This is a genomic window from Paraburkholderia guartelaensis (assembly GCF_004353905.1).
In the GTDB taxonomy this organism is placed as follows: domain Bacteria; phylum Pseudomonadota; class Gammaproteobacteria; order Burkholderiales; family Burkholderiaceae; genus Paraburkholderia; species Paraburkholderia guartelaensis.
In genome coordinates, this window is sequence record NZ_SMOD01000014.1 from 107,214 (window position 1) to 123,742 (window position 16,529).

Annotated in this window: 14 protein-coding genes; 4 read left to right on the forward strand and 10 right to left on the reverse strand. The window is 62.5% G+C overall.

The genetic code is table 11. The annotated features are described in order from the left end of the window. Positions 1–10: 10 nt before the first annotated feature. Together E1N52_RS19795 and E1N52_RS19800 are read right to left on the reverse strand one after the other, a co-directional pair. A complete protein-coding gene (locus E1N52_RS19795) occupies positions 11–928 on the reverse strand; it encodes a 3-hydroxyacyl-CoA dehydrogenase (RefSeq protein WP_133184426.1) in 918 nt (305 codons plus the stop codon). Further along, on the reverse strand, positions 925–1,206 hold the full coding sequence (locus E1N52_RS19800; RefSeq protein ID WP_133184427.1) for a hypothetical protein: 282 nt from the start codon (positions 1,204–1,206) through the stop codon (positions 925–927). Before E1N52_RS19800 ends, E1N52_RS19795 begins: the two co-directional genes overlap by 4 nt. 16 nt (positions 1,207–1,222) lie before the next feature. On the opposite strand from E1N52_RS19800, the gene E1N52_RS19805 reads away from it, so the two are divergent. Continuing rightward, positions 1,223–2,521, forward strand: coding sequence for an NAD(P)/FAD-dependent oxidoreductase (locus E1N52_RS19805; RefSeq protein ID WP_133184531.1), 1,299 nt, complete (start codon positions 1,223–1,225; stop codon positions 2,519–2,521). A 175-nt stretch (positions 2,522–2,696) separates the two neighbouring features. On the opposite strand, the gene E1N52_RS19810 is transcribed toward E1N52_RS19805, so the two are convergent. The 4 genes from E1N52_RS19810 to E1N52_RS45445 all read right to left on the reverse strand — a co-directional run bounded on the left by E1N52_RS19810 (position 2,697) and on the right by E1N52_RS45445 (position 6,284). Further along, entirely contained in the window at positions 2,697–2,969 is a 273-nt protein-coding gene (locus tag E1N52_RS19810; protein WP_133184428.1) for a DUF3331 domain-containing protein, read from the reverse strand. A gap of 44 nt (positions 2,970–3,013) precedes the next feature. After that, positions 3,014–3,997: a cytochrome d ubiquinol oxidase subunit II gene (locus E1N52_RS19815; RefSeq protein WP_133184429.1), complete on the reverse strand. Its 984-nt coding sequence runs from the start codon at positions 3,995–3,997 to the stop codon at positions 3,014–3,016. Between the two features lie 33 nt (positions 3,998–4,030). Further along, the gene (locus E1N52_RS19820) at positions 4,031–5,428 is read right to left on the reverse strand and encodes a cytochrome ubiquinol oxidase subunit I (protein ID WP_133184430.1); all 1,398 of its coding nucleotides are present in this window, start codon (positions 5,426–5,428) and stop codon (positions 4,031–4,033) included. Positions 5,429–5,531: 103 nt separating this feature from the next. Next, positions 5,532–6,284: a potassium channel family protein gene (locus E1N52_RS45445; RefSeq protein ID WP_342777876.1), complete on the reverse strand. Its 753-nt coding sequence runs from the start codon at positions 6,282–6,284 to the stop codon at positions 5,532–5,534. Here E1N52_RS45445 and E1N52_RS19830 point away from each other — a divergent pair. From E1N52_RS19830 to E1N52_RS19840, 3 genes are read left to right on the forward strand one after another with little or no spacing between them, the layout of a single operon-like run. Next, positions 6,260–6,799, forward strand: coding sequence for a lecithin retinol acyltransferase family protein (locus tag E1N52_RS19830; RefSeq protein WP_133184432.1), 540 nt, complete (start codon positions 6,260–6,262; stop codon positions 6,797–6,799). The genes E1N52_RS45445 and E1N52_RS19830 overlap by 25 nt on opposite strands. Before the next feature lie 28 nt (positions 6,800–6,827). Next, on the forward strand, positions 6,828–7,070 hold the full coding sequence (locus E1N52_RS19835) for a hypothetical protein (RefSeq protein WP_133184433.1): 243 nt from the start codon (positions 6,828–6,830) through the stop codon (positions 7,068–7,070). Next, positions 7,070–7,513, forward strand: coding sequence for a hypothetical protein (locus tag E1N52_RS19840; RefSeq protein ID WP_133184434.1), 444 nt, complete (start codon positions 7,070–7,072; stop codon positions 7,511–7,513). The genes E1N52_RS19835 and E1N52_RS19840 overlap by 1 nt, the downstream gene beginning before the upstream one ends. Before the next feature lie 29 nt (positions 7,514–7,542). On the opposite strand, the gene E1N52_RS19845 is transcribed toward E1N52_RS19840, so the two are convergent. The 4 genes from E1N52_RS19845 to E1N52_RS19860 form a co-directional block, all read right to left on the reverse strand. Beyond that, positions 7,543–8,211 carry a response regulator transcription factor gene (locus E1N52_RS19845; RefSeq protein WP_133184435.1) on the reverse strand — a complete coding sequence of 223 codons (669 nt, stop codon included), beginning with the start codon at positions 8,209–8,211 and terminating at the stop codon, positions 7,543–7,545. Between the two features lie 31 nt (positions 8,212–8,242). Further along, positions 8,243–8,614 carry a response regulator gene (locus tag E1N52_RS19850; RefSeq protein WP_133184436.1) on the reverse strand — a complete coding sequence of 124 codons (372 nt, stop codon included), beginning with the start codon at positions 8,612–8,614 and terminating at the stop codon, positions 8,243–8,245. After that, a complete protein-coding gene (locus E1N52_RS19855; RefSeq protein ID WP_133184437.1) occupies positions 8,614–11,058 on the reverse strand; it encodes a PAS domain-containing protein in 2,445 nt (814 codons plus the stop codon). Before E1N52_RS19855 ends, E1N52_RS19850 begins: the two co-directional genes overlap by 1 nt. A gap of 89 nt (positions 11,059–11,147) precedes the next feature. Beyond that, entirely contained in the window at positions 11,148–16,520 is a 5,373-nt protein-coding gene (locus tag E1N52_RS19860; protein ID WP_246089142.1) for a trifunctional serine/threonine-protein kinase/ATP-binding protein/sensor histidine kinase, read from the reverse strand. Between the last annotated feature and the right edge of the window lie 9 nt (positions 16,521–16,529).

Consider the following 16,529-nt stretch of genomic DNA (forward strand, 5'->3'; position numbering starts at 1 on the left):
AATGTACGGGTCAGACTTCGGCGTAGGCAACGCCGGTGAGATTGCCTTGGGCATAGAGGAAGTTGCGCAGGTTGCTTCCGTCGAGCTGCGCGGAATAGACCGAGCCGCCCAGATCCGTGACGAACATGCGGTTGCCGGCCACGTCGAGCGTGATGCCGATGCCTTCCAGCAGGTGGGTGACCACGATCTCGGGCGTCGCGGCTGCGTCGACCAGGGCGCGATTGACCGTGTTGCCGCGCGGGGGATCTCCGCGGTCCGTCCAATACAGGACGCGGCTTGCGCGGTCGAACTCGAGGTCGATTGGTTCCGGCAGGTGGTCGAACAGCACTTCGATGTCGGAGCGGGTGGCCGGATCTTCGCCAGTCGGAATCTCCAGGTTCGCACGGAAGATGCGGCCCTGGTTGCCGTTGTCCGGGCCCTTTTGCGTCCAGTACAGCTTCCCTGCCTTGCGATCGACGGCGACCCCGACGCACCACTTGTTCTGGTCGAGCCGGTCATTGTCGCCGCGGCCGGACTCGACCAGCGTTTCGACTTGTGAGCCGTCGCAGTTCGCGCGCATCACGCGCATGCCTTCGCGGTCGCACCAATAAAGCTTGGCCCCGTCCTTGTCGAGCTGGAGCTGCTTCGGCGTATGTATGAGGCCTTGTGCGACGATGACGACGCGGTTGCTGCCGTCGAGGTCGGCGCGCTCGATCGAGCCGTCATTGGCGCTCAGAGAGCCACCCATGTTGGTCCAGTAGATATGACCGGCGTCCGCATCGACCGCGATGCCGTCGGGAAGGCGGCAGTCCGTGACGATCGTCTTGCGGTCGGAGCCGTCCGGATTCATCGAGTGAATCGAGTTGCTGCTCAATTCAAGGAGAAACAATCGTCCCGATGCAAGCGTTCCCTGAGAAACGTTGCTCGAGATGGTGCGAGTCGTAGTCATTTGGCATCCTTAAAAGGTTTGAGCGATGTCGATTTCGGAAGACCTTGCTCATGGACACCAACTTTATGAGGCATCGCCATGCGGCTCAATTGCACGATGGTGTAACGACACTTTGGTGCAAGGGGAAAGGCGCGCTCAAATCCTGCGCCCAAGGTGTAATTGCAGCGGTTTGCTGCATACCCTAAGTTGCGCAAGTACCGATGGGCCTCATTGACGCCGGCGCTATTGCCCAACCTGTGGGTTGCCATCGGCGAAACGTATTGGAAGTCGTCCTTCATTCATTGAGTGCTTGCCATGAAAAAACCAGGTCGTCGTATCGTTATCGTAGGTGGAGGAATCGCCGGGATTCTGCTTGCAACCAGGCTTGGCGACGAGCTGGGCCGTTTGGGTGAGGCTAGTGTCACGTTGATCGACCGCAGCCCCACGCATATCTGGAAACCGATGCTGCACACCATTGCGGCAGGTACGCGCGATGTGAATCAGCAGCGCGTCATTTATCTCTCTCATGCGCGTGAACACGGCTTCACGTATCAACCGGGTGAGATGTGCGGACTGGACCGGCAACGGCGTGAAGTCCAGCTTGCCGCCATCGAGGCGCATGAGGGCGGATTGATGCTCGAGCCGCGAGCCGTGCCGTACGATGTGCTGCTGCTGTGCACAGGCAGCCGTGCGAACGACTTTGGCGTGCCTGGAGTCATGGAGCATTGCCATCTCATCGACAGCCAGCAGCAGGCAGAGGCATTCAACGTCGCGCTGCGCGAGCGTTCTCTTCGCTCGGTGGTCAAGGATGAGGGACTCAGGGTGGCGATCGTGGGCGCCGGCGCGACCGGCGTCGAGTTGTCTGCCGAACTCAGTCACCTCTTCGAGCTTGCGGCCGGCTATGGCGATCCCGGGATCAGAGAAAGGCTGAGTTTGACGCTGCTCGAAGCCGGACCACGTGTGCTTCCGGCCTTCCCGCCGGAGATCTCGTCAGCGAGCCAGCAGCGACTCGAGAAGATTGGCTTTCGCGTCATGACCTCGACGGGCGTCTCCGCCGTTGAACCGGGCGGCCTGCGTTACGGAGACGGGAAACTTGTCGAAGTGGATTTGATGGTATGGGCTGCCGGTGTGAAGGCGCCTGATTTCATGAACCGGCTTGCGGGCCTCGAGACCAACCGTGCGAACCAGATCGTGGTATCGGGTACGCTGCAGTCGCTGCACGACGACACTATTTTCGCGCTCGGAGATTGCGCTTCACTCACGCCGGAAGGCGCACAGCGTCCGCTGCCGCCTACTGCGCAGGTCGCCGCGCAACAGGCGGAACACCTGGCGCGCCATCTGCCGGAATGGATCCGTTACGACAAGCCACTTCCGGGCTTCGCATTCCGCGATTTCGGTTCGCTCGTGTCACTGAGCGAGTACGATTCCTTTGGCACGTTGGGGCGCTTTGGCTTGTTTCCCGGCGGGCTCATCCGGGGCAAACTCGCTCAGCTGAGCCACGCGATGCTGTACCGACGCCATCAGCAGGCGCTGCACGGTTTTCGCCGGGCAACGCTGCTCTGGACGGCCGAACAGATCAACGGGCTGGCTCAACCGGATATCCGGCTCGCTTGACGGGATTTTGTGGCTCCACAGCCCTGCATATTTGCCGCTCGCTTGAGCGGCTTTTTATTTTTCGATGCAAGTTGTCTGGGGGAAGGACGCTGCAACGCAGCGTCGCTTATGAGGAAACGAATCCGGACGACACGCAACGTCTGGATCCCGTGGAATCGACGCCGACGCCGCGCGCTCAATAGCCGAACGCTTCCACGGCGATCATCGCCGCTGCGTTCGAAGGGGCGGGGCGTTCGGCCGGGCGAAAGACGGCATCGCCGCGGCGGATTGCGCGTCGAGACACAACGCACACGCCAGACGCGCGCGCATGGCGGCGGCGCCAGCGCTGCTCGCCATAATGGCATCGTCCGGGCTCCACCCAGCGAATGACGAGTATGTTTTCAGACCGTTCGAGAATTTCGATCTGGACTTGTTCGGTGTCTGCTGCGGCGTACTCATTCGCTTTCATGGATTGCTCCTGGAATCGAGTCGTTTCGATGAAATCGCGTAGTTTCACGCGCGGGTCGTGTCGATCACCTTGCCGCGGAAAACCGCGTACTGGTACAGGTTGTAGCCGATCATCACAGGGAACACGAGGCCAATCCCGATCAACATGAATGCGAGGGTCAGCGTGTCCGATGCCGCTTGCCAGATCGTCAGCCGGCCTGGGATGAAGTCCGGATAGAGGCTGATCGTCAGGCCAGCGAACGACACCATGAAGAGCGTCACCGCCGCCCGGAAGGGCTGACTCTCGCGTCCGCGATAGAGCGATGTGAGGAGCCACACGAACGAGAGGACCGCGAGCGCGCCAAGCACCGCAAGCGGGGCGAGCACGCCCGGCTGGAACCAGCGGGCATGGACCGCCACGCTGCCCAACCAGGTCGCGGCGGTGAGGACGAGCGCGGCAGCCACGGTGAGCTGCGCGCTCACCACGGCCAGCCGTCGCGCCCAACGCTGGATCGGGCCTGCCGCCTTCTTCACGAGCCAGGTCGCGCCGAGCAGCGCATAGCCGCTCACAACCCCAATGGCTGTCACGGTGATGAACGCGGTGCTGGGACCATCAGGCAAGAAGCCCGTGATCACCTTGCCGAGTATGATGCCCTGCGTGATCGCTGCGACGAGGCTGCCCACGCCGAACACGGTGTCCCATAGTCGACCATGCTGTGAACTGTGACGGAATTCGATGGCCGCGCCCCGCATGATCAGTCCGGCAATCATCGCCATGACGGGCAGATAAAGCGCTTGCATCAGGATCGCGTAGGCAGCGGGAAACGCGCCGAACAAGCCCCCGCCGACCACCACCAGCCATGTTTCGTTCGCGTCCCACACGTGACCGATGGTTTGAATCATCACGTCGTGGTCTTCGCGCTTTCTGCACAGCAGTGTGAGCATGCCCACGCCGAGATCGAATCCATCCGTCACGACGTAAAAGACCAGCATCAGGCCGATCAGGCCGAACCACGTGAGGGTAAGCAGGGTATGAGTCGTGCTGTCCATCGAACAATCTCCTGTCAGTTGGCGAACGAAGTTTCAGTATTCGGTCGCCGCCGCCTGAGGCGGGACGATGGTGGTGGTCGCGGGCGGCGTGGCCGCGAGATCGGGGCCGTTCTTCAGCCAACGCCGCGCGAGAAGGAAGAAGGTGATGAGCAACACGACGTCGAAAGCGAAGAACATCGCCATGCTGGCCGTAACAGACGAAGCGGGCACCGCCGATACCGCCTGACTCGTTCGCAGCAGGCCATACACAACCCACGGCTGGCGTCCTACCTCGCGCACGATCCATCCGGCCTCGACAGCGACGTAGGGCAGCGGGATGCACAGCACCCACGCGAGCAGGAGCTTGCGTTGCGCGACGAGGCGCTCGAGACTGCCGCGTGCCTTATGCAGCGCGTAGGCGGTCCAGAACGCGAGCAGCATGAACGCGAAGCCGATGCCGGCCATCACGCGGAACGCGTAGTAGAGAAGCGGCACCAAGGGCGGCTGGTCGGCGCGCGGGAAATCCGTGAGACCCGAAACGCGGCCGTGCAGCGAGTGCGTGCCGAGGATGCTCAGGAGTCCCGGTACTTCGATTGACCAGTCGTTACGCTGCTTTTGCTGATCGGGCCACGCAACGAGCGACCATGCGGCGCCCGTGCCGGGCTTGTTGGTCTGCCAGTGCCCTTCGATTGCCGCGCCTTTCGCGGGTTGCGTGGCGAACACGCTGGTGCCGCTCGAGTCTCCCAGCCAGACCTGAAGCGGCGCGATGAAGACGAGCACGGTCAGTGCGACCTTGAACGAACGCGCAAAGAACTCGGCATGTCGACGACGGAACAGATGGTACGCGGAGATGCCGGCGATCACGAACATGCCGGTTTCGATCGCGGCCGTCCACATGTGCGAGACGGCCCATACCATGTCGGGGTTGAAGATGGCCGCCAGATAGTCGGTGATGACGATCCTGCCGTTGACGACGGCGAAACCGGCGGGCGTCTGCATCCACGAATTGGCGACCATGATCCAGAATGCGGAAATGGTGGACCCGAGCGCCACCATCGCTGTGGCAAAGAGGTGGACGCCACGCGGCACGCGCCCCCAGCCGAGCATCATCACGCCAACGAATCCGGCTTCGAGCATGAACGCCATCGCGCCTTCGAAACCCAGGATGTTGCCGACGAACTGGCCACTGTACTGCGCAAAACCAGACCAGTTGGTGCCGAACTGAAATTCCAGCGGAATGCCAGTGACCACACCGACCGCGAAGTTGAGCGCGAGCAGCTTGCTCCAGTAGCGTGCATGGCGGTAGTACATCACGTCGCCGGTACGGACCCACAGTGCTTCGATCAGCAGCAGGAATGCGGAGAGACTGATGGTGAGGATCGGCCACACGATGTGGAAGAGCGTCGTCATCGCGAACTGGGCTCGCGAAAGGTGGAGTACGTCAGTGAGCATGATGGCGTTCCCATTACGGTGTGCGAATGGCTGCGTTTGAGCAACGCCCGCGTTGAGACACGTTGCCCGTACAGAGCCACTCTATGCAGTGGGGGTGTGCGGCTCAATTGCACGATGGTGTAACGCAGCCGTCCTGCTGGCCGCACCGCGCGGGAACGGTTGGCCGAGTGTCGGGCTCGGCAGTGCATGCCGGATGGGGTTGCTGGTTCTCGCCCGTGCTGGACCGATCGCCGCTGCGAGGGCCCCCGGGCTCGTCTTCCTCGTGGGCGCGGCGCGCGGCCTCCTGAACAGCGCGTACGAATGCGGCGGTGACCATACTCGTTACCAGTACGCCTTGCACGCCTATCAATACCGAATCGATCCTGCCGAGGAGCGTGGTGGGCACCACGTCGCCGTAACCGATTGTGAGTGCGGTGATCGTGCAGAAGTAGAGGGTGTCCCCAAGCGAGGATGGCGTCCTGCTCCCCGTATCGATTGGACCGCCGGCGTAGTACATGACAGCCGATAGCAGAAGAAACAGCAGAAATAGCGCTGCAAGCGGTGCACGCAGATACCAGAGGGTCCTCGCGAACTCTTCGAATACGTGGCTGGCCTTCAGGGGGGCATGCGTGGAATGCCGGGCTCTCTCGTGCATGGATCGACTCCAAAGAACTTCGTCCGCACAGTGAAAGTTAGGCAGAAGGCGGTGGAGCGCGCCATTACACGATGGTGTTAGCGACACCCGCGCATGCCTGTAGTGGCTCGACTTGAACCCAAAGTGTAATTGCGGCTCCTCCGGGCACACCCTAGATTGAGTCCCATGCCGACACTCATCGGCGCTGGAGCAAAGCCATGGACCGAGACCGCCGCCAATCATGCAGTGAACGAGACTGCGCAGCCGCTCATGCGTCTGCGGATATCGCACTTGATGGATCGGTTGGTGCACTCGCGCTCGGTGCCCACCTGATCACGAAACGCCACGGCTACGAACATCACGGCATCTATGTCGGTTGCGGAAGGGTCATTCACTACGCGGGTTTCGCGAAGTTCGTGTATCGCGGCCCTGTCGAAGAAGTGCCAATCGAACAGTTCGCCGATGGTCACAGCGTTTCTGTGCGCTCGCGTCAGCTTGCGAAATATTCAGGCACGCAAGCCGTGCTGCGCGCCCGCTCGCGCCTTGGCGAAAGCCGCTATCGCCTGTTGACCAATAACTGCGAGCACTTCTGCACGTGGTGCCTGCACGGCGAAAGCCGCAGCGAACAAGTCCATGCATGCATCAGACATCCGCTCGCGGGCGTTCACGCGCTGCTGTGTCTTGTGAGCACCTTCATCGGCAGCCTGAGCAAAACCGGTCGCGCGGTGGTCAGCGTGAATCCCGTCACTCAACCCTGATCTGGACAACGACGCGAAGGAGGCCACCATGAGCACGACCGGAATGACGCTGCGCTGGGCCGTCGAGAAGTGGCTCGCACCGACGACTGCAACGCCCGCGCATGTCGTGCGGGTCCGCCGTACCGGGAGGCATCGGCGCTGCGTGTGCATCGAGGCGGCGCGCGCAAGCGGCCTGCTGTCGATTTTCTTCTTCCGTCACGACGACGGATCGTGGAATGTGTATCCGCCCGCGCGAGCCCGGCCGGCCATGTCCGTGTGGAGGACCGCGTGATGAATTACGGATCAGGCAATCCGACGAAGCGCGTTCGCGGCAGGCATGAGGTGTTGGCGGGATTACGGGCGGATGCCGATGACCTGGTGCCCAGAGCCGGGCGTCCATTCAAGCGGTCTGTCGTTGCGGTCTGTTGCTGGATACTGATCGAGACGCCGCTGGAACTCAGCGGATCGATCAGTTCGACCGCACTGCTCGCGGTGTTGGTTTCGAAGGCACTCGTGTGCCTCACCGGTTTTGCCGCCATCGCCCGTGTGCGCTTTGCCCGTCACGTCTTCGCTTTCATTTGCGCAGCAAGTGTGTTGGCCGTAGCGCCGGCATTGCCTCTCGAGTATGCGCACAGCGTCGCCATAGCGCTCGTCTCGACCGTCGAGTGCGTTGCCAAAGCCGCATGCGTTGTCGTGTTCGCGATCGGGGCGGCGAACGACCCAAAACGGGCCTGACGAGCGCCTCGAGTGCGCTGACGCGGCCGTCACGCGGTTGCACTCTCAGTGTGCAGTTTTCCCGCAATGTTGACCAGTTCCGCGAGCGAGCGGGCGTCCATCTTGCGCATGACATGCCGGCGGTGCACCTTCACCGTGATCTCGCTGATGCCCAGCTCCGCGCCCACCTGCTTGTTCAGTAATCCTGAAACCACCAGCGCCATGACCTCCCGCTCGCGTCGGCTGAGCGACGTGTAGCGATCGCGGATCGACTGCATGCCGGCTTCCTTGCTCAATGCCGCGCGGCTGCGCTCGATGGCGTGCCGGATGGCGTCGAGCAGAACCTGGTCGTCAAACGGCTTGGTGAGAAACTCGGCCGCGCCCGCTTTCATGGCTCGTACCGTCATCGGCACGTCGCCGTAGCCGGTGATGAAGATGATCGGCATGTCGGTGCGCTCGGATGCTATGAGATTCTGCAAGTCCAGGCCGCTTAGATCGGGAAGGCTCACATCTAGCACCAGGCAATTCGGAACCGTCGCGCGCGGGCGGATAAGGAAGTCCTGAGCGCAAGCATACGTCTCCGCCCTCAGACCCGCGAAACGGATCATGGCTTCGATTGACTCGCGCACCGAGACGTCGTCGTCGACGACGAAGACAACCGGCGCAGCTTGCGGCGACGACGATTTCGATGCGAATTCAACTGCATGTGCGGGCGTCATTCCGAACTCCATTTACAGGCCCCGACAGGAATCATTCGACCTTGAGCGCGGCCTGGATCGCCCCGAGCAGGGCGGTGTCGCTGAAGGGTTTGAACAGGCAGTCGACGGCGCCCTGTTCGAGCACGTATGGGCGCAGCACCTCGTCTCCATGCGCCGTGATGAAGACGATCGGAACGGCTTGCCTGCGCTGCTTGAGTTCGCGCTGCAGGTCCTGGCCGGACATGCCGGGCATGGCGATGTCGAGGATCAGGCAGCCCGCCTCGCCCGCGCAGCCAGATGCCAGAAACTCCTCTGCCGAAGCAAAAGCCCGCGCGGCAAAGCCGAAGACGCGCAGCAGGTCGGGCAGCGATTCGCGTACTGACTCGTCATCGTCGACTACCGCGATTAGCGGGCGTTGTGCCATCACGGGTTCCTTTCGGTCTGCTCAGCGTCTGCTCGCGCAGGGCGACCGGTCGGTACGGTCTGACCGGCAGCGGCCGCTCTGTCCGTCGCAAGCGGGATGGAAAACGTAAAGGTGGCGCCCGGGTCTGCGTTGGATGAAGCCCACAGGCGGCCGCCGTGACTTTCGATGATGCGGCGGCTCACAGACAGGCCGATGCCCATGTCTTCACGCGTGGTCGTAAAAAACGGATCGAAGAGCTTGGCCGCGTGTTGCGGGTCGATGCCCACGCCGGAATCGGTCACGGCGAGGCGCACGCAGTCGCCATCGTCGCGCTCGATGCTCACCCGCATCTGCCGTGGGCGTTCATCGACGCCACTCATCGCTTCGATGGCGTTGAGAAGCAGGCTCAGCACCACCTGCTGGAGCTGGATCCTGTCCCCGGTGACCGGCGGCAGGTTGTCGGCCGCCTTCACGTGGAGCACGATCCGCTTGTTGCGAACCTCGCACTGCAGTAGTTCGATCACCTCATGTGTGGCTTCGACCAGATCGACCGCATCCGTCGTCGCGGCTTTCTTGCTGAACAGCGCACGCAGGCGTGCCATCGCCTCCGACGCTCGGTGCCCGTCACGGATCGTGCGCCGTACCGTCTCGAGCGCGCCTTCGACATTGGGCGGCTGCGCACTCAGCATGCGCAGCCCGGTGCTGGCGTTGGTGACGATGCCAGCCAGCGGCTGGTTGATTTCGTGCGCGATGGAGGCCGTCAAGGCGCCCTGGCTATTGACCCGGCTCAGATGCGCCAGTTCGGCGCGCAGCGCGAGGAGGGCCCCCTCGGACTCCCGGCGTTCCGTCATGTCCTGAGCGGCGCCGATGTAGTCGAGGCCGCCTTGCGTGTCGCGCGTGGGATGCGCCTGGATGTGAATGTGCCTGACCGAGCCGTCGGGCATCAGCAGGCGGTGCTCGAACTCCAGATCCTTGCCTGCTTGCGCGCGCTCGATCATTTCATCGAGTATCAGACGGTCGCCGGGGTGGAAGCGCGCCGCAATCATGTCTAACGTAATCGGCACGCCGGGTTCGATGCCGAAGATGCCATACATCTGCTCCGACCACGTGATCGAGCCGGTCTGCGGGCACCAGCAAAAGCTTCCGCTCGAACTAAGCTGCTCCACTTTGGCCATCAGCGCCGCGCTTTGTCGTAACCGCTCATCGGCTTCTTGACGTGCCGCGATGCTGTGTGCCCGTTCGATGGCGATGCTCGCAATGTGCGTGAGCTGTGCGATCAGGTCGTGCTGCAGAGGCGTGGGATTGCCGGCATCAGACCGGAACAGGGTGAATGTTCCGAGCACTTCGTTGGTACGCGACAGAATCGGTGTCGCCCAGCAGGACCGCAGTCCGTGCGCGAGGCTGCGCTCCCGCCACGCCCTGGTCCAGCGGACGTCTGATGCGACATCGGGCACGATCACTTGTGCCTTGAGGGACACTGCCATGCCGAGTGGGCCGGAGTCATACGAGGCGGCGCGTGCGCCGGACCGCGGGAGAAAGCGCTTCGGGAGGCCAGGAGACCCCAGGTGCCGGCACGCCGTGCCGTGGGTATCCTGAAAGGTGACTCTGCAGACGCAATCGCTCGCGATCTCTTCGACGAGCCGGCACAGCGCATCGAGCACGGTTGGCAACGCCTGCCCCGTGGCGATCATTTCGAGCAGGCGATTCTCGCCCGCAAGCAGTGCCTCGGCACGCTTGCGGTCGTCGATATCGGTCTGAAGGAAATACCAGAGCGCGATTCGCTTCTCGTTGTCACGCAACGGAAAGCCCTGGACGCGAAACCATCGGTAGACGCCATCGGCGCTGCGATGGCGCGACTCCGCATCATAGGGCTCGCCGCTGCTGATCGACGCACGAAACCGGGCGAGTACAGCGTCCCGATCGTCAGGGTGGGTCAGGCCATTGGTCTTCCATGCTCGCAGCTCGTCGAGGGTCACCCCGGCGAATTCGAGCGTATGGCGGTTGGCGTGCAACACGTCACCGTCGGGTGCAAAAAGGACGACCCGGGTGGGGAGGCTATCGACGATCAGCCCGAAGCGCTGCTCTTGTGCGCGCAGCGCCGCTTCGGTCTGCTTACGGTCCTCGATGTCCGAGTTGATCCCGCACCACTTTACGACTTCACCGGCAGCATCGGTCATCGGACTGGCCCGGCATGCGAACCAGCGATACGTGCCATCGAAGCGGCGCATTCGCGCTTCCGCCTCGCCTTGCTCGCCGGAGGCAACGACGCTCCGCCATGCTTCGAGCAACGCGGGCTGGTCGTCGGGATGGAACGCCGTGTGCCAGCCTTCGCCCGCCGCCTGATCAACGGAGAGCCCCGTATATTCGCACCAGCGTCGATTGACGAACTCGATGCGGCCATCGGGAAAGGCAGTCCATACCAGCCCCGGGAGCGCATCCACAGTACGACTGAGTTCGTTGTCCATCTCCGTCCCTTTGCGGCGCGCCTGACGCTACAACAATCGGCTTTTGGGAACGGGGAGTCAATATACCTTGGTGTCGGTTTTGGGCCGGCTTACGCAGATTCGGCGGGGTGGACTGGCAACGTGAACTGAAAGAGCGCACCGCGCGGGACGTTGGCGCTCGCCCACAATCGGCCGCCATGCGCGCTGACGATCGAGTGGCATATCGAGAGCCCCATACCCATCCCGCTGGCCTTCGTCGTATAAAACGGCTCGAACAGGCGCTCGGTATTCTGCGCAGCGATACCCGGGCCGCAATCGCGCACGGCCACAAGAACGGCATCCGGCTCATTCGTGGCGGTGCTGATCGTCAATTCCCGCGGTCCATCTTCAACGGCGCTCATCGCGTCGATGGCATTGATAATAAGGTTCAGCATCACCTGCTGGATTTGCACGCGGTCGCCGTTGATGGGCGGTAAGGCTTCCGCAAGCTGCAGCCGCACAGAAACGCCGTTCCGGTTTGCTTCGCTGGCTGCGAGCGCCAGGACCTCGCGGATCGCCTCGTTGATCTGCAGGATCTCGTTGGTCGTCGGGGCCTTGATGACGAGGCCATGAATCCGCTTGATCACTTCGCCGGCGCGTTTCGTGTCACGCACGATACGGGCGAACGCCTGGCGGGCTTCCCCGACGTTGGGCGGATCGGTCTCGAGGCAGCGCAGACCCGTTGACGCGTTGACGGCCGTCGCCGCGATCGGCTGCTTCATTTCGTGGCTAATCGACGCCGCGAGCTGCCCAATGGCCGTGACGCGGTTCGCATGGGCAAGCTCGAGCTGCAGTTGGCGCGCCTGCGCTTCGGCCCGTTTCAGCTCGCTCAGATCGAGCACGAACGCGATAGCTTGCACCGCCTTCTCGTCGAGCGTGGCAATGCCGATCAGCACCGGCACGCGGCTGCCATCCTTGCGGAAGTATTCTTTCTCGTAGGGCCGTATTATCCCCGTCTTCTCCAGCTCCTCCCACGCTAGTCTGCTGCGCTCGACCCATTCGGTAGGTGTGAGGTCCCTCCAGCTGAGATTCCCAAGCCGCAGATCGTCACGGTCGTATCCCAGCATACGAAGAAACGCGTCGTTGGCTTCGAGGATGCGGCCCTCGACGTCCCCAATCAGGATTCCGACGATGTTGGCGTCGACGAGGCGCCGGATCTTCGCTTCGCGTTCTGCGAGATCGCGGTACAGGCCGGCGTTTTCGAGTGCAATCGCCGCCTGCGAGGCGAGCAGCTTCAACATGGCGATGCGCTTCGGGGCAAAAACGCCGGACGCGAGGTTGTTCTCGAGGTAGAGGGCGCCGATCAGCCTGGCCTGCTTGAGCAACGGCAGGCAAAGGACGGAACGCGCACGTGTCTGGCGGATATAGGGATCGGCGGAAAAGCGGTTTTCGGCAGAGGCGTCGTCGATGATGACGGGCTCGCGCGTGCTTGCGACGTAGTGCAGGAGCGACTCGGGCAACGCGGACGAATTCGGCGACTGTTGCGGCAATTGCACGACGACCTGGCCGCCTTGAGTCGTGGCTTCGGCCTCGATGCGCAGGTGGGCGCCCTGTGGAAGGATCAACAGGCCGCGTTCGGCGCCAGCGTGCTCGACCGCGGTCACCATCAAGGACTTGATCAGATTCTCGAGCACCATTTCACTGGAGATTGCCTGAGCCGTCTTCACGATCGTTGCAACGTCCAGTTGCCCGGCGGACTCCTCGATAGTCGCGCGCGAGACAGACGCCGCTTCGGGCTTGCTCGCGGGGTAGCGCTGCTCGAGTTGGTGGATTTTGCCGTGTGCCCCCCATTGCGAATAACCGTCCCATGCCTCGCGCAAGTAGGCGTGCGCCGCGCGCTCGAGGCCAGCGGCGAGGCAGCACTGCCCAGCCAGTTCGTTGGCCAGCGCCTGTTCCTGAACGAAGCCTCGCTCGCCTGCCAGGCGCGCAGCATCCTCAAAAAGCCGCAAGGCCTGCATGGCGTCTCCGTTCAGACGGGCCCGTTCCGCGCGCAGCAGCAGATGCTTGTGCGCAAACGTGACCGGGCTGCTTTGTGCCCATCTTTCGAATGCCTGAATGTTTGCGGCGATATCGGCTTCGATCGCGGCTTGTCGCTCGCTCGACGCGGTGTGGTGAACGGCAGCGAGCGCAAGCGAATAGTAAAGGCAGTAGTTGGAGAACTGGAGGTGGCAGCGTCCGGACCAGAGAATCGGCTTGACCCGGGCGGCGCACGCGAGCGCCTTCTCGTGCTCGCCCAACAGATAGTGGCGCTGCACCCGCAAAATCCAGTAGAAGCCGTTGACCACGGCAATACCGCTATCCGCGATTTGCGCTTCGATCGTCGCGTCTTCGATGACCGTCTGGTCGCCAGTACGCCCGCGAAGCCTCTGAATGAATTGCTGGATGCCCGTGAGAATATCGTGTACGTGACGGAAGTTGATTCGCTCGACGAACGCAATGGCCTTGATCGATTCGAGCCACGCCTCATCGAGGTGTACACCGCGCGCCAGAAGATCCGTTAGCCGATGTTCGAGGCTGAAGCTGGCATAGATGACCTCGCCAGTTTCCTGCGCGTACCGGATGGCAGTATCGACGCACCCTAACGCGATTTCGATCGGTTGCGTCCAGAGCACCGCCATTTGCATAAAGAAATGTGCGGCCACGTGTTGAGCCGCGAAGCGGTGCTTCTCCGCCACTGCGACCGCCAGCCGGGCGAACGCTTCGCCCTCCTGGTATCGATGGAAGAACGGGCCCAGCAGGATGGAAAGGAACGCATAGGCGATTACAGCCGATTCGGTCGTGCCGAATTGCAGCGTCACGACGACCATTCGGCACGCAATTGTCTGGGCGAGGTTGATATCGGTGAAATAGGCCGTCTGCCCCAGCATGTGGAAGATGTTCATGACCTCCCGCATCTCCGGGTCTTCCATCATCGCGAGATCGAGGAGGCTTTCGATCGGCCGTGCGCCCAGATGCGCCCAGACCGCTTCGTATTCTGCCGATACTTCGTGATCTGCGGGATGATCGGGCAAGTCGATATCGAACATGCCGAGACATTCGCGGGCGGTCCTGACTGCGGACGCGTTGTCGCCGGTCACCAGCTGCAGGACCATCCTGAGCCGGTAGGCTTCGGCGCGGTGGATCTTCGATTGCGCGCGAAGCAATATTTCATCGATCCATTCGGTAGCCTTGTCGAGGTGCGAGAGAAGAAACTCGCAGTCAGCCCGCTCGAACCAGACACTGAAGGTTAGCTCGTAACAGTCGTCCCATCCTTGCTGCGAAAGCAGCGACGCAGCGGTCGCCAGATAATTGCAGGCCGAACGGTAAGCGGTGGAGGCTTTCGCCTTTCTTGCGGCTTCGAGGTTGAGGGCCGCTGCGCGATGTCGTTCGGCCCGCTCGACCATCAGCTCGCATCCAGGATTCAGCTGGTTCACGAGATCGAAAATCCTGGCCGAAATGTCCGCGTCAGCGAGCTGCGACAACAGCAGGCGGCCAATGCGCAAGTGATGCCCGGCGCGCGCAGCGGGCGGGATCAGCGCGTAGGCAGCTTCCTGCACCCGGTCATGCACGAACTTGAAGCTGCGGTCCATGGAGATGATCGCGCCGGCCCGAACGGCATCGGCAAAGTCCGCATGGACCTTGGCCTCGGAGCCGCCCCAGACGCTCGCGAGCGTGCCGAAATCGGCCTGGCTGCCGAGGCAGGCAAGCAGCATCAGCGCGTCCTGTGTGGTGGGCGAAAGCCGCTGGAGCCTGCGGATCATCAGATCCACGACGTTTTCGGTGAAACCTTTTGCGTCGATGTGTTCGAGACTCCATCGCCACGAGGCCGAACTCGACTCGAACGCGAGGAGACCTTCCTCAGCGAGATTCGTCAGAAACTGGCCCGCAAAGAACGGATTGCCGCCGGTTTTCCGGTGAACCAGCGTGGCCAGAGGCAAAGCTTGCTCGCGCCTGCATCTGAATGCGTCGCAAAGCAGCTCGCTGAAATCATGCGGCGAGAGCGGCCCGAGTGTGATCTCGTGCACCGTCGTTCCGGCCTTGCGAATCGAACCGAGCGTACTCAACAACGGATGCCCGGGCGCGACTTCGTTGTCGCGATACGCGCCGATCAATAGCAGGTGGTGCGTGTGGTCGTGCGTGATCAGATATTCGACCACGGTCAACGTGGCCGGATCGAGCCACTGGAGGTCGTCGACGAAAATGACCAGCGGATGCTCCGCGCGCGCGAACACGCTCACGAACTTTTGAAAGACGGATTGAAACCGCAACTGGGTTTCGAGTGGCGAGAGCGCGGGAACCGGAGGCTGCGGTCCGATCAGGCCGGCGAGTTCGGGGATCAGATCGGTTAGCAATCGTCCGTGTTGGCCAACGGCTTCTTCGATCGCGTCGCGCCAACGCGCAACGTTGGCATGCTGGTCGTTCAGGATTTGCCGGATCAACTCGGCGAAGGCCTGAGCCAAGGTGGCGTAGGGAACGTCCCGCAGGCGCAGGTCGAACTTGCCCGAGATGAAGATCCCGCGTGGCAGCACGATAACCTTGTGCAATTCGTTGACGACGGACGACTTGCCAATGCCCGGGTAGCCGGACACGAGGACGAGTTCCCGCGTGCCTTGCGTGGCGACGCGCTCGAAGGCATCCAGAAGCGTCGCGATTTCCATGCGGCGCCCATAGAGCTTCTCGGGAATCAGGAGCTGTCGGGTCGTATCGTGCGTTCCGAGTGGAAAAGGCTCGATTTGATGGGTGGCTTCCCATTCCGCCAGGCACCTTCTGAGGTCCCACTCGAGGCCGCTCGCGGTTTGATAGCGATCCTCGGCGGGTTTCGACAACAGCTTCATGACGATGGCCGAGAGCAGGGCAGGAATGCCTTTGGCGCGCTCGTCCGGCGCAGCGGGCTGCCGCGCGATGTGGCAATGCACCCATTCCAGCGGGTCCAGCGCAGTGAAAGGGAGGGTTCCGGTCAACAGCTCGTACAACGTGACCCCGAGCGCGTAAAGATCGCTGCGCGAATCGATCGACCGGTTCATTCGCCCGGTCTGCTCCGGCGCCATGTAGGCGAGGGTACCCGCGATCAATTCCGGATGTTCCGGGCCCTGGCGTTCGCGCGGAAGTCGCGACGCAATACCGAAGCCGGTGAGCCTGACCTCGCCCGTTGCGTCGTTCACCAGGATATGCGCCGGCTTGATGTCCTTATGGATGAGGCCTTGCTGATGAGCCTTGCCCAGGGCGCCGACGATATCGATGGCGAGTTGCAGGAAGCGTTCTAGCCGAAGCGGCGAGCCGATCAGCCGGTCGAGCGGAGCGGCGCCCGAATCCTCGAGCACCAGTACCGTTTGACTGCCCTCCTGCACGAGTTCGAGCGGCCTCACGGCCCAATCGGCGGAAAGCTCGTCTTTCAGCTGGTACTCGTGCGCGAGGCGTTCGAGGCTCGCGGGCGTGAGGCCGGCGGCCGAAGGCCGCAACTCCATGACCGAAGT